The 12,777-nt window shown below is 67.9% G+C and carries 12 protein-coding genes; 4 read left to right on the forward strand and 8 right to left on the reverse strand.

The genetic code is table 11. The features are described from left to right. Positions 1–27: 27 nt before the first annotated feature. Positions 28–597: a hypothetical protein gene (locus KEC55_RS01090; RefSeq protein WP_282506393.1), complete on the forward strand. Its 570-nt coding sequence runs from the start codon at positions 28–30 to the stop codon at positions 595–597. A gap of 336 nt (positions 598–933) precedes the next feature. On the opposite strand, the gene KEC55_RS01095 is transcribed toward KEC55_RS01090, so the two are convergent. The 4 genes from KEC55_RS01095 to KEC55_RS01110 form a co-directional block, all read right to left on the reverse strand. After that, on the reverse strand, positions 934–1,245 hold the full coding sequence (locus KEC55_RS01095; protein ID WP_282506394.1) for a hypothetical protein: 312 nt from the start codon (positions 1,243–1,245) through the stop codon (positions 934–936). 126 nt (positions 1,246–1,371) lie between these two features. Next, positions 1,372–2,769, reverse strand: coding sequence for an enolase C-terminal domain-like protein (locus tag KEC55_RS01100; protein WP_282506395.1), 1,398 nt, complete (start codon positions 2,767–2,769; stop codon positions 1,372–1,374). A gap of 62 nt (positions 2,770–2,831) precedes the next feature. After that, complete coding sequence (locus KEC55_RS01105; RefSeq protein ID WP_176048892.1) at positions 2,832–4,172, reverse strand: MFS transporter; 1,341 nt, start codon at positions 4,170–4,172, stop codon at positions 2,832–2,834. Positions 4,173–4,384: 212 nt separating this feature from the next. Further along, positions 4,385–5,359, reverse strand: a complete 975-nt coding sequence (locus KEC55_RS01110) for a LysR family transcriptional regulator (protein WP_282506396.1) — start codon at positions 5,357–5,359, stop codon at positions 4,385–4,387. A gap of 40 nt (positions 5,360–5,399) precedes the next feature. Between KEC55_RS01110 and KEC55_RS01115 the strand changes: the two genes are divergently transcribed. From KEC55_RS01115 to KEC55_RS01125, 3 genes are all read left to right on the forward strand, one after another. Then, the gene (locus KEC55_RS01115; RefSeq protein ID WP_282506397.1) at positions 5,400–6,131 is read left to right on the forward strand and encodes a glutathione S-transferase family protein; all 732 of its coding nucleotides are present in this window, start codon (positions 5,400–5,402) and stop codon (positions 6,129–6,131) included. 123 nt (positions 6,132–6,254) lie between these two features. Next, positions 6,255–6,869, forward strand: a complete 615-nt coding sequence (locus tag KEC55_RS01120) for a DUF2239 family protein (RefSeq protein WP_282506398.1) — start codon at positions 6,255–6,257, stop codon at positions 6,867–6,869. Between the two features lie 15 nt (positions 6,870–6,884). Continuing rightward, the gene (locus KEC55_RS01125) at positions 6,885–8,219 is read left to right on the forward strand and encodes a carotenoid oxygenase family protein (RefSeq protein ID WP_282506399.1); all 1,335 of its coding nucleotides are present in this window, start codon (positions 6,885–6,887) and stop codon (positions 8,217–8,219) included. A 13-nt stretch (positions 8,220–8,232) separates the two neighbouring features. Here KEC55_RS01125 and KEC55_RS01130 read toward each other — a convergent pair whose 3' ends face one another. From KEC55_RS01130 to KEC55_RS01145, 4 genes are all read right to left on the reverse strand, one after another. After that, positions 8,233–9,399, reverse strand: coding sequence for an ABC transporter permease (locus KEC55_RS01130; protein ID WP_282506400.1), 1,167 nt, complete (start codon positions 9,397–9,399; stop codon positions 8,233–8,235). Between the two features lie 290 nt (positions 9,400–9,689). After that, positions 9,690–10,844, reverse strand: a complete 1,155-nt coding sequence (locus KEC55_RS01135) for an ABC transporter permease (RefSeq protein ID WP_282506401.1) — start codon at positions 10,842–10,844, stop codon at positions 9,690–9,692. A gap of 21 nt (positions 10,845–10,865) precedes the next feature. After that, positions 10,866–11,564, reverse strand: a complete 699-nt coding sequence (locus KEC55_RS01140; protein WP_176048879.1) for an ABC transporter ATP-binding protein — start codon at positions 11,562–11,564, stop codon at positions 10,866–10,868. A gap of 5 nt (positions 11,565–11,569) precedes the next feature. Then, positions 11,570–12,775 (reverse strand): efflux RND transporter periplasmic adaptor subunit, encoded by a 1,206-nt coding sequence (locus KEC55_RS01145; protein ID WP_282506402.1) that lies wholly within the window; start codon positions 12,773–12,775, stop codon positions 11,570–11,572. Positions 12,776–12,777 lie beyond the last annotated feature (2 nt).

Consider the following 12,777-nt stretch of genomic DNA (forward strand, 5'->3'; position numbering starts at 1 on the left):
CAGAGCCTTCACTTAGACGCTGTTAATATGGCAGATCAGCTGAATTGGATTCATCCTCAACAAAGACGGCAATGGTATTTGTTTACGAAAAGCCGCGCGAGGAAGGCCTCAGCAAACCTAACTTCGGTGTCTGCATCTGCCGCAAATTCAAAAGACAGTATAACGGGCGAAATCTCCGAGGATTTGCTCGATCCGAAGAAGCACTGGCTAAGCTTTGGCATGACCGGCGTTTTTGACAGCGATGTTGTCACCATACAGCCGGATCAGGGAGCGAGCATCGATGTTCTAAACGCCTCAACCGCTGAGGGATGCGATAAATGGTTTCCGCGGTTTGAGGCTTCCCCTAAGCATGGGGGCAAAGAGTATGTTCGAGCATCCGGTGACACGGTGGCGGTGATGGACCTTGATGACGAACATGCGCAGCGGGCATTGCTAGTGTCGATCGAGGATGGGAAAAATCGTTACGCGACCGTAAAAGGCCGCTTCTACCGATTTGTTCCCACTCGGCCGGACAGTGCTCCCCCGCTCTACCACGGGTTCCAAGTAAGCGAAAAGGAGGTACCCGCCGAAATCTTGAAATTGTTGACGCCGAAGTAATGCCCTTGCCACTCGTGACAGGGCCATCGACGCTAGCGGAACGCCATAGACGCTGCTTGGCAATGCGGCATTCGGCACGCGCTTTAGATGCTCATCGCCCAGCTCGTCGCGTGACATGCAGTCTCTAGCGGCAAAAACGAAGCCGGCACGGGGTGAGGGGGCAACTATGGGGGCAACTAGCCGGCTGGTGTGTGGCTGGCCTTTATATGACGGGACGTTGCTGGCTTTGTTTGATAGTCCTCCGCCCAACGGAATTCGAAAGGCCCGATCGCAAGATCGGGCCTTTTTGTTTTGGGAACCCGCGGGCATGCGCGGCATTCGCAAACGCGTGGCCCGCTAGTTCAGCAGGTCATGGATTTCCTTGAGCGTCGGCACCGACAGCGCTGCGAATGTCACCGCGATCAAGACGAGCGGCACGATCTTTTTCCGCATTAGCACGCAGATGCCGATTCCCAGCGCGAAGAACGCGCAGCTCAGCAGCATCGTGAGCCAGAGCCATGCGTAACCGGCGCCCCCCTCGAAGCGCGAGACGTTCTCGGTCATCCGGAGGGCGACATAGCCGGCGACGGTCATGCTGGCCGGCAGGCACAGGATCGAACAGGGTACGAGGAGGGCGATCTGTCGCGGTGTCGGATCGGGAGACGTCATGACGGGCGCTTTTCCTTCGAGTGGACGGGGCGCCCGACCGTGCGCCGCGCGGGCCGGTTCAGGCAGCCGGCAGGATGCGGGCGTTTTCCGCGTTTGGCAACAGCCACCCGCCATCCAGCCTTCCCGTCACCCCCGCCCGAAACTCGGCCGCTTCGGATCGTACGTCCACCCCGGCACCAGGTACCGCATCGCGACCGCGTCATCGCGCGCGGTGCCGCCCACCTCTTTGTACAGCGCATGCGCGGCTTCGACCTGCGCCATGTCGATCTCGATCCCGAGCCCCGGCCGCTCCGGCACGGCTACCTTGCCGCCGACGATCTCGAGCGGTTCGCGCGTGAGCCGCGCATCGCCTTCCTGCCAGATCCAGTGCGTATCGATCGCGGTGATCGTGCCGGGCGCGGCTGCCGCCGCATGTGTGAACATCGCGAGCGACACGTCGAAGTGGTTGTTCGAGTGCGAACCCCACGTGAGCCCCCAGTCGCGACACAGCTGCGCGAGCCGCACCGAGCCCTGCATCGTCCAGAAATGCGGGTCGGCCAGCGGGATGTCGACCGCCTGCAGTCGCACCGCGTGATCCATCTGCCGCCAGTCGGTCGCGATCATGTTGGTCGCGGTCGGGATCCCCGTTGCGCGGCGGAATTCGGCCATGACTTCGCGGCCCGAATAGCCGCCTTCCGGCCCGCACGGATCTTCCGCATACGCGAGCAGGTGGCCTTGCCCGTGGCACAGCGCGACGGCCTCGTCGAGCGACCACGCGCCGTTCGGATCGAGCGTCGTGCGCGAATCGGGGAAGCGCGCCTTGATCGCCGCGATCGCTTCCATCTCGTCGGCGCCGGCCATCACGCCACCCTTCAGCTTGAAATCGGCGAAACCGTAGCGCTCGACCGCGGCTTCGGCCTGCCGCGCGATCGCGGCCGGCGTGAGCGCTTCCTCGTTGCGCAGCCGGAACCACGGGGAGCGCGCCTGCGCCTCGTCGCGATACGGCAGGTCGGTGCGGCCGCGATCGCCGATATAGAACAGATAAGCGAGCATCGGCACCGCGTCGCGCTGCTGGCCTTCGCCGAGCAGTGCCGCGACCGGCACGTCGAGATGCTGGCCGAGCAGGTCGAGCAGCGCGGCCTCGATTGCCGTGATCACGTTGTCGAGCCGCAGGTTGATCTCGTGCGGCTGGCGCAGCACCGCTGCCTCGCCGGCCGACGTCACCTCGTGCCGGATCGTGCGGCCCGCGCCCGCGCCCGCACCGGACAGCGCCGCGCGCACCGCGTTGAGCGTCGCCTGGTAGCGCCCGATCGACTGGCCGACCACGAGATCCGTCATGCGCTCGAGCGCCAGGCGAATGCCTTCGCCGCCCGGCACTTCGCCGACGCCCGTATGCCCGCTGCTGTCGTCGAGGATCACGAGGTTGCGCGTGAAGTACGGCGCATGCGCGCCGCACAGATTGAGCAGCATGCTGTCGCGGCCGGCGACGGGAATCACCTGCATGCGCGTGACGCGCGGCGTGCCGGCACGGCTGGGTTCGGACATCGGTTCGCTCCTGGTTCCGGTGGCGCGCGGGCCGCCGGACGTGCCGGCGCGGCCCGCGCCGTTCATTGAAGCTCGACGCGGCGGATCTCGCCGACGACGAACAGGTAGCAGATCACGGCGACGAGCGCGTGCGCGACGACGTAGACGAGCGCGCCGTTGAACGAGCCGCTGCGGTCGACGATATAGCCGATCGCGATTGGCGTCGTGATGCTGGAGAGGTTGCCGCACGTGTTGAGCAGCGCGCCGCTCAGCCCCGCGATCTGGCGCGGCGCGGTGTCGGCGTTGACGGCCCAGCCGAGCGCGCCGAGCCCCTTGCCGAAGAACGACAGCGCCATGAACAGCACGACGAGCACGTGCGAATCGGTGTAGTTGCAGACGATCATCGACATCGACAGCAACATGCCGAACACGATCGGCACCTTGCGCGCGACCGACAGCGAGCGGCCCTGCTTGAGCAGCGCATCGGACACGACGCCACCGAGAATCCCCCCGAGGAACCCGCACACGGCCGGGATCGACGCAACGAGCCCCGCGTTCAGGATCGACATCCCGCGCGCCTGCACGAGATAGACGGGAAACCACGTGATGAAGAAATAGGTGAGCGCGTTGATGCAGTACTGCGCGACGTACACGCCGACCAGCATCCGGTTTCTCAGCAGTGCCTTGACGTGGCGCATCGACGGGCCGCCGTCGCGCCCGCCCGTCGCCTGGTCGATGTTGACGAGCGCGCCGCCTTCGGCGAGGTAGTCGAGTTCCGCGCGGTTGATGTTCGGGTGGTCCTTCGGGTCGTACATCGTGCGGTTCCACACCAGGACGAACGCGAAGCCGAGCACGCCCATCACCGCAAACACCGACTGCCAGCCGAACGCGTGCACGAGCCAGCCCATCAGCGGCGCGAACACGACGGTCGCCGCGTACTGCGCGGCATTGAAGATCGCCGACGCGGTGCCGCGTTCGGCGGCCGGGAACCACGCGGACACGATCCGGCTGTTGGCCGGGAACGACGGCGCCTCGGCCGCGCCGACCAGGAAGCGCAGCCCGAACAGCAGCGCGAACGCGGCCGCGCCGCCGAAGAAGCCGATTCCGCCCTGCAGCAACGTGAACAGCGACCAGAAGAAGATGCTGAATGCGTAGACGATGCGCGACCCGTAACGGTCGAGCAGCCAGCCGCCCGGCAGTTGCGCGATCACGTACGACCAGCCGAACGCGGAGAAGATGAAGCCGATCTGTACGTGGCTCAGGTGCAGCGCGCGGGCGAGGCTCGGGCCCGCGATCGCGATCGCCGCGCGATCCGCGTAGTTGATCGTCGTGACCGCGAACAGGACGGTCAGCACGAGCCAGCGCACGCGCGTGCGCCGGGCCGTTGCCGACGCGGACGCCGGCAGCGCGTGAAGCGGATTCATGACTTGTCTCCTCCGAAGGGCGGAAGGTGCCGCCGTGCGGCCGGCGCGTCGGTGCGCGCGTGATGTGTGCGGTTGCCGCCGGCCGGAAGCCGGGCCCCGGACGCCGTTACGGGCAGGGCGTCCGGACCATTCTGTCATGTCGAAATTTGCGCTTTCATGCCAATTGCTGACTTGATCGATTCAGCATTTGAATCGATCGGCGCCGCGATCGGTCACGCGCTCGCGTCGTCCGCGCCGGTGCCGTGATGGTGCGCCACGTGCTGCGCGAGAAACTCGACGGCGACGCGCACGCCGGGCAACTGGCCGCGCCGGTGCGGCATCAGCAGTGTCGTCGTGACGGTGCCCGCGCGCCAGCCGGGCAGCACGCGCACGAGCGCGCCGGACGCGAGCGCGGCGCCGGCGATCCAGTCGGGCAGGCATGCGATGCCGAGGCCGGCTGTCGCCGCTTGCAGCAGCAACGTCGATTCGTCGGCCTGCAGGCGGATGCGCGGCGCCACGTCGACGGTGTCGTCGCCACGCTGCAGCCGCCACGGCTGCTGGCTCGGGTGCAGGCCGTCGTGCCGCGCGAGATCGGCGGGTTCGTCCGGGATGTCGGCGCGTGCGAGATAGGCCGGCGACGCCACGGCGATGATGGGCGACGTCGCGAGCGGCCGCTGCACGAGCGCGGAATCGGGCAGCGGCGCGAAATGGCTGCGCACCGCGATGTCGAAGCCTTCCTGAGCGATGTCGACGAGACGGTCGCTCGCATGCACCTGCAGCAGCAGCTTCGGATGCGCGATGGCCAGCGCCGGCAGGCAGGGCGCGAGGATGTGCTGCGCGACCGGCACCGAGCTCGTGATCCGCACGACGCCGGCCGGTTCGGCGGCCTGCCGCAGTACCGCGTCGCGCGCGCTGTCGGCCTCGATCACGGCCGCGCGTGCGTGCTCGAAGAATTCGGTGCCGACCGGCGTCAGCCGGAAGCTGCGCGACGTGCGATGCACGAGCCGCGCGCCGAGCGTGCGCTCGAGCTCGGCCACGCGTTTGCTGACCGTCGATTTCGGCAGGCCGAGCCGGCGCGCGGCCGCCGACATGCTGCCCGCATCGACGGCCTGCACGAACAGATAGAGATCGTTCAGGTTCACTTTCAGCGTCCACATGAAGAAACGACGGGTTTCAATTTTAGCGGCTACTGCGCCATCGTTCGCCATGGGAGCATGACTGCTCGTTCAACTTCTGCGGAATCTCCCGATGTCCTCGATCCTTCTCTACGGCATTCCCGCCGGCTGCTCGTTCGGCTCGATCGTCGCGCTTGAATGGGCCGGCCGCCCGTACCGGCTGTCGCGCATCGCGATGCCGAGCGTCGCGACGAGCGACGCGTATCTCGCGCTGAACCCGGTCGCCGAGACGCCGGCATTCGTGACCGCGAACGGCGAGGTGCTGACCGAAAGCCTCGCGATCCTCGGTCACATCGGCGCGCAGGCGCTCGACACCGGCCTCGCGTTTCGCCAGGGCAGCGCGGATTTCGACCGGCTGAACCGGATGCTCGCGTGGCTGAACACGACGTTCTTCAACGCGTTCGGCGCGCTCTGGTACGTGTACGAACACGACACCGAGGGCGCCGAGAAAGCGGCGCTGCAGGCTTATGGCCGCGGCAAGGTGCTGAAGGCGCACCGGCAGCTCGAGGCGCTGCTCGAGCGCGGTGACGGCCCGTGGCTGCTGGGTGCGCGGCGCACGCTGGCCGACGCGTACTTCTCCGGGATCGCTCGGTGGGCCGACTACCACGCGGTATTCGAGCGCGACGCGTTCCCGCGCATCGCCGCGCTGCGTGCGCGGCTTGCCGACGATGCGGGCGTGCAGTTCGCGCACGCGATCGAGGAAAACCTGCCGCCGCCGGCGTCGCTGGCGTTCGAAGGGCATGTGTCGCTCGACGACGCGCTGGCAAGCGCACGCGGCATCGCGGCGCCGGCCCGGGCGGCCTGACCGGCAACGCGGTTGCCCGAAGGGAGAATTCGTGACGGTGCTTTTTTACCCGGATAATATTGACATCCATTAATACCCGGATAAAAATAGCGTCATTCTGATTCCTGCCTCCGGGTGACCACGATGACAACCTCCACGCTCCTTCCTTCGTACACGGCCTTCGACGGCCACCGGCGGCTTGCGTCGGGCGCGCTCGCAACGGTCGCGCTCGCGGTCCGGCAGGCAGCTGGCGACGCGATGCCCGGCGCGATCCTGATCTTCGATGACGCGACGGGCCGCTCGATCGACCTCGACCTGCGCGGCACCGAGGACGACATCCGCGCGCGCTATGCGCCGCCGTCAGGCGCCACGTCCGGCGCGGCAGGCGCCGGCGAACAGCGCGGCCGCGGCCGGCCGAAGCTCGGCGTCGTGTCGCGTGAAGTCACGCTGCTGCCGCGTCACTGGGAATGGCTCGGCGCGCAGCCGGGCGGCGCGTCGGTGGCGCTGCGCAAGCTCGTCGAGGACGCGCGGCGCACGCATGCGGCGGCCGACCGGCACCGCGACGCGCAAACCCGCGCCTACCACTTCATGTCGGCGATGGCGGGCGACCTGCCCGGTTTCGAGGAAGCCGCGCGGGCGCTGTATGCGAACGATCCGGCTCGGCTCGCCGAGCTGGCCGCCGGCTGGCCGGACGACGTGCGCGACCATGCGCTCGCCCTGGCGCGCGGCGACCTGCCGCCGTCCGCCGAAGACTGTTGACGGAGCACCGATGCAATGACCGTATTCGATCTGAACCGCGGCGCGATTGCGCCGGTTGCCGACGAAGTCGATGTCGTCGATCTGCGCGTGACGGGTGCCATCCCGTGCGAACTCTCCGGCACGTTGCTGCGCAACGGCCCGAATCCGCCGGGCGGCCGCTTCGAAGGCAACGACATGCTGTCGTGGTGGCCGGAAGCCGCGATGCTGCACGCGATCGCGTTCGACGACGGCCGCGCGGCCGGCTACCGGAACCGCTGGGCGCGCACGCAGCGCTGGGCCGCCGTGCATGCGCCCGAGCAGGCGCCGCATCTGCCCGACACCAACCCGAACGTGAACGTGCTGCAGCATGCGGGCGAATTGCTCGCGCTGGCCGAGGGCGGCGCGCCGCTCGCGATCACGGCCGAACTCGATTCGCTCGGCGTGCCGGCGCGGCATGGGGGCTTCGACGGCGGCATGACCGCGCATCCGAAGGTCGATCCGGTGACCGGCGAGCTGATGACGTTCCGCGCGGACTGGCGCGCGCCGTGGCTGCGCTACGGCGTGATCGACGCGCACGGCGTGCAGCGTGTCGACGTCGAGATCGACCTGGGCGCGCCGTCGATGATGCACGACCTCGCGATCACGGAAACCCGCAGCCTGTTGCTCGACCTGAACGTCGGTTACGACTTCTCGCTGCTGAAGCAGGGCCACCGGATGCCGCTGCGCTGGCACGACGACCGGCCCGCGCGCATCGGCGTGATTCCGCGCCACGGCGGCGCGGTGCGCTGGTTCGGCGTCGAGCCGTGCTTCATCCAGCACGTCGTGAACGCGTACGACTGCGACGAATCGTGCATCGTGCTCGATGCGGTGCGCTATCCGTCGTTCCTGCGGCTCGACGCGCGCACGGGCCGCTTCGCCGACAACCCGGTCGGTGAGCTGTGGCGCTACGTGATCGATACGGCGAACGGGCTGATCGACGAAGGGCCGCTCGCCGACGGCGGCATCGAATTGCCGCGCATCAACGAAAGCCGGACGGGGCGCCGCTATCGCTACCTGTACGCGGTCGAGCAGCCGAACAACGCGGAAATGCGCGGCGTGATGCGCTTCGATCACGTGCGCGGCACGTCGACGCGCTACGCGGTGCCGGCTGGCGACCAGAACGGCGAGCCGGTGTTCGTGCCGCGCCCGGGCGGCCTCGACGAGGACGACGGCTGGCTGCTGGTGATGGTCTACCGCGCGGCGACGGATACCAGCGACGTCGTGATCCTCGATGCGCGCGCGATCGACTCGGAGCCGGTCGCGACCGTGCATCTGCCGCGCCGTGTGCCGGCCGGGTTCCACGGCGCGTGGGTGCCGCGCGCGGGCGGATGAATGGCTGCGCGCGTCACTGCGCGCGCAGCGCGTCGACGATCTTCAGCCGCGCGGCGCGCATCGCCGGCAGGAACCCGCCGACGAGCCCCATCACGAGCGAGAACAGCAGCGTCTTCACGACGATCGCGGGCGTCAGCACGAAGCGGAACGACAGGTCCGAGAAGGTCTGGAAGTTGGTCGTCGAGAACGACGCGAACTGCATCAGCGACGCGCACGCGAGCCCCGCGACGCCGCCGACGAAGCCGAGCAGCAGCGCTTCCAGCAGGAACGCGGCGAGCACGTTCCTGCGCTTGAAGCCGAGCGCGCGCAGCGTGCCGATCTCGGCCACGCGGTTCGCGACCGACGCATACATCGTGATCATCGCGCCGATCATCGCGGCGATCGAGAAGATCGTCGACAGCGTGATGCCGAGGATATTGATGAACGTCGACAGCGACTTCGACTGGTCGCCGTAGAACGTCTGCTCGCGCTTCGCTTCGTCGGTCAGCCGTGGGTCGACGTCGATGTCGGCCTTGAAGCGCGCGAAGCCGTCGGCGCTCGGGATGCGCAGCACCATCGACGAATAGCTGGTGCGCCGGAACGACTGCATCAGCTGGTCGACGTCGCCCCAGATTTCCGAATCGAAGCCGCTGCCGCCCGCGTCGAAGATCCCGACGATGGTCCAGTCGCGCTGCGCGAAATGCAGGCTGTCGCCGAGCTGCGTGCCGCTGAAGCCTTTCGCGATCGCGCTGCCGACGATGATCTCCGACGAGCCGGGCGCGAACATCCTGCCGGCCATGAGCTTCACGTGCGGGCGCAGCGCGAGCCCGGCGGGCGACACGCCGCGGATCACGACGTTCGACGGTTTGCCGGTCGACGTCTTCACGAGCGAGATCAGCACGACGGCTTCCTTCGACACGAGCGGCCGGCCGTCGGGGCCGAGCGCGACGGCCGGGTGCATCTCGAGCGCGTTGGCCTGCTGGTGGTCGATCGAACTCTGGATCTCGGTCTCGGCGCCCTTGCGGATCACCACGGCGTTGTCGGGCTCGCCGGTCGACACGAGCGTCTGCGTGAGCCCCGCGTCGAGCATCTGCACCGTCGCGAATACGAAGATCACGAGCGCCATCCCGCCCGCGGTGAGCGCGGTGGTGAGGCGCCGGGTCCACAGGTTGCGCGCGATGTAGTTGAGCGGGATCGCCATTAGGGTCTGTTTCCATATGGAACGTGCATGCGTTGCCACGAGAACGGCCGCTCGCGAGGCGCGCGACGCTGCGAATACTGGACGTATTCGCAAGGAGCGCAACGCGGCGAGCGGCCGTTCTCGTGGCAACCCCAAATTAAAAAATTCATGTCACGGGAATGCCCGAAATCGCCCGTATGGCGGCGTCGTTCGTCGCTTGTTTGGCGCGGCCAAACGGCGCTCCTCACTCCTTGCCCTACGAGCGATTTCGGGCATTCGCATGCACGTTCCATATGGAAACAGACCCTCGTCTACCCGATTGCCCGCAGGCCTTCGACCACACGTACGCGCGCGGCCTGCCACGCCGGCACGATCGCGGCTGCGAAGCCGACCGCGACCGAGCACGCGGCCTGCAGCACGACGGTCTCGGTCGATACCTTGAACACCGGGAAGATGCCGCCGGCCGCCTGCTTGAACAGGCTTGCGGCCGGCGGTGTCGCGAGGATCCCGAGCCCGCCGCCGGCCACCGCGATCACGACCGATTCGCCGAACACGATCAGCGCGAGAAAGCCGGGGCCGAAGCCGAGCGCCTTCAGCGTCGCGTATTCGGACGTGCGTTCGCGCGCGCTCATCGCCATCGCGTTGGCCATCACGGCCATGATGATCAGGATCACCACGTACGACACGAGACGGATCGCCGCGATGATCTGGTTCGACATCGCGACGAAGCCGAGCTGGAACGCCTGCTCGGTCTCGGTCAGCGTCTCGGCGAGCGAGTTCTTGAACACCGCGTCGACGTTGCGCGCGATCGATGCGCCGTCGTCGGGGTTCGCGACGCCGAGCACGAACACGCCGACCTGGTCGGCCTGCTTCGGCGTGCGCTGGCGCACCGTTTCGTTCAGGTAGTCCCAGTGGAATACCAGTTGGCGCGTGATCGTCGAGTCGTCGCGGCCGTCGAGGATCCCGCGCACGACGAAATCCCATGTGCCCGGATAGATCGTGCCCTTCAGCGGGATCACGTCGCCGATCTTGAAGCCGAACTGATCCGCGAGCTGGCGCCCGACGAGGCAGCCGCGGCGGTCGCGGTTGTAATCGGCGCGCTGCTGCTCCGGCACGATGTATTCCGGGTACAGGTCGAGGTAGTTGTCCGATACCGCGAAGCTCGCGAAGAAGTTCTTCGGGTCGCGGTAGATGCCGCCGAACCAGTTCGAGCGGACCACGGACGTTACACCGTCGACGCCGCGGATCCGGTTCTCGTAGCTCACCGGCAGCGCAAACACGAGCGAGATCGCGTTGCGCGTGACGAGCCGCCCGCTGGACGCGGCGGCCGCGCCCGCGTACCACGCGTCGACCACGGTGTGCAGCAGCCCGAACGCCAGCACCGCGATTGTGAGCCCGAGCACGGTCAGCAGCGTGCGCAGCCGGTGGCGCAGCGCGTTGCGCGCGATCAGCTTCAGCACGTACATCGCGCGCGCTCCCGCAGCCGGTCAGCCGGCGTGCCCATCGATCAGCTCCCCTTTTTCCAGATGGACGAGCGCGCGCGCGGCGCCGGCCGCGTGCGCGTCGTGCGTCACCATGATGATCGTCTTGCCGAGCTCGGCGTTCATCCGCTGCAGCATCGCGAGCACGTCGGTGGCCGACGCGCGGTCGAGGTCGCCGGTCGGCTCGTCGGCGACGATCAGCACGGGGTCGGTGATCAGCGCGCGGGCGATCGCGACGCGCTGCTGCTGGCCGCCCGACAGCTCGGACGGGTAGTGGCTCGTGCGGTCGCCGAGATTCACCATGTCGAGCACGAGCTCGACGCGCTCGCGCCGCTCGCGGCGCGACAGGTGCGTGAGCATCAGCGGCAGCTCGACGTTCTCGAACGCGGTGAGCACCGGCATCAGGTTGTAGAACTGGAAGATGAAGCCGACGTTCGCCGCGCGCCATTCGGCCAGTTGCGCCTCCGCGAGCTGCGAGATGTCGAGCCCGCCCACGCGCAGCTCGCCGCTGTCGGGCCGGTCGATGCCGGCCACCAGGTTCAGCAGCGTGCTCTTGCCGGAGCCCGATGGCCCCATCAGCGCGACGAAGTCGCCTTCGCCGATGTCGAGCGTGATGTCGGTCAGCACGGGCACGATCTGGTTGCCGCGCCGGTACGACTTCGCGACGTGGCTGATCTCGACGAGGGGCGGCGAGGCGTCGTTCACGCGCGTTACTTCTTCGCGACGGTCACGTTCGCGCCGTCCTTCAGCTTCACGCCTGGCGCAAGCACGACCGTGTCGCCGGGTTTCACGCCACGGACCGCGACGAGTTCGCCGATCCGCATGCCGCGCGTCACGGCCGCCGCGTGCACGATGTCGTCCTTCACGACGAACACCACCGGCCGGCCGTCGCGCTCGACCACGGCGCTTGCCTGCACGGCCGTCACGGGTTGCCGGTCCTGCGCTGACACGGGCTTGGACAGGAACGCGATTTTCGCGCTCATGTCGGGCAGTACGCGCTCGTCGCGGTCGACGAAGCGCACCTTCACGAGCACGGTGGCCTTCGAGCGGTCGACGGTCGGCACGATGCGCGACACGCGGCCCGCGAAGCGCATGTCGGGCAGCGCGTCGAGCTGGATCTCGCACGGCTGCTCGGCGCGGATCTTCGCGATGTTCGATTCGGCGACATCGGCCTCGACTTCGAGCGTGTCCATGTCGGCGATCGTCACGACGGCGCCCTTGCTGTCCGACGCGGACGAAAACGGCGTGATGTTGTCGCCGACGTTCGCGTGCTTCGCGAGCACGATCCCGTCGAACGGCGCGCGGATCACCGTCTGGTCGACCGCCACTTGCGCGGCCTGCGCGTTGGCGTCGGCGGACACGATCGCGGCCTCGCCGCTGCTGAGCGATGCGCGTGCCTTGTTCACGCGTGCCGTGTCGATGTCGAGTTGCGCGGCCGGCACCGCGCCCTTCGGCGCGAGCGCCGCGGTGCGGCGCAACGCGATTTCGGCGTCCTTCAGCTCGGCCTGCTGCACGCCGAGGTTCGCGCGGGCAACCTTCGCCTGCGCGAGCGCCTGCGCCAGCGACGCTTCCACGTCGCGGCTTTCCAGGCGCGCGATGATCTCGTCCTTCTTCACGCGCGTGCCTTCGAGCACGCCGAGCCATTCGACGCGCCCCTGGCCCTTCGATGCGACGGCGGCCTTGCGCTGCGGCACGACGTAGCCGGTCGCATTGAGCTGCGTGTCGTTCTGGTACGGGTAGGCGGACGTGACGGACGTGGTTTCGACGGTCGGCCGGCCGGTGAGCGCAATGCCGGCGACGATCGCGACGACGACGAGCGCGGTGGCGGCCACATAGCGTACCCACCGGCGCCGGCGGGGCGCCGGTGCGATCGGACGCCGGTCGATTTTCAGTTTGTCCAGATTGTGATCGGGCAATT

The organism is Burkholderia cepacia, from assembly GCF_029962485.1.
Lineage (GTDB): Bacteria > Pseudomonadota > Gammaproteobacteria > Burkholderiales > Burkholderiaceae > Burkholderia.

Coding starts and splice junctions, on each gene's coding strand:
- KEC55_RS01100 (WP_282506395.1), bottom strand. CDS start 2,769: ATGTCCGAACCCAGCCGTGCCGGCACGCCGCGCGTCACGCGCATGCAG.
- KEC55_RS01110 (WP_282506396.1), bottom strand. CDS start 5,359: ATGGCGAACGATGGCGCAGTAGCCGCTAAAATTGAAACCCGTCGTTTC.
- KEC55_RS01115 (WP_282506397.1), top strand. CDS start 5,400: ATGTCCTCGATCCTTCTCTACGGCATTCCCGCCGGCTGCTCGTTCGGC.
- KEC55_RS01135 (WP_282506401.1), bottom strand. CDS start 10,844: ATGTACGTGCTGAAGCTGATCGCGCGCAACGCGCTGCGCCACCGGCTG.
- KEC55_RS01120 (WP_282506398.1), top strand. CDS start 6,255: ATGACAACCTCCACGCTCCTTCCTTCGTACACGGCCTTCGACGGCCAC.
- KEC55_RS01125 (WP_282506399.1), top strand. CDS start 6,885: ATGACCGTATTCGATCTGAACCGCGGCGCGATTGCGCCGGTTGCCGAC.
- KEC55_RS01090 (WP_282506393.1), top strand. CDS start 28: ATGGCAGATCAGCTGAATTGGATTCATCCTCAACAAAGACGGCAATGG.
- KEC55_RS01130 (WP_282506400.1), bottom strand. CDS start 9,399: ATGGCGATCCCGCTCAACTACATCGCGCGCAACCTGTGGACCCGGCGC.
- KEC55_RS01095 (WP_282506394.1), bottom strand. CDS start 1,245: ATGACGTCTCCCGATCCGACACCGCGACAGATCGCCCTCCTCGTACCC.
- KEC55_RS01105 (WP_176048892.1), bottom strand. CDS start 4,172: ATGAATCCGCTTCACGCGCTGCCGGCGTCCGCGTCGGCAACGGCCCGG.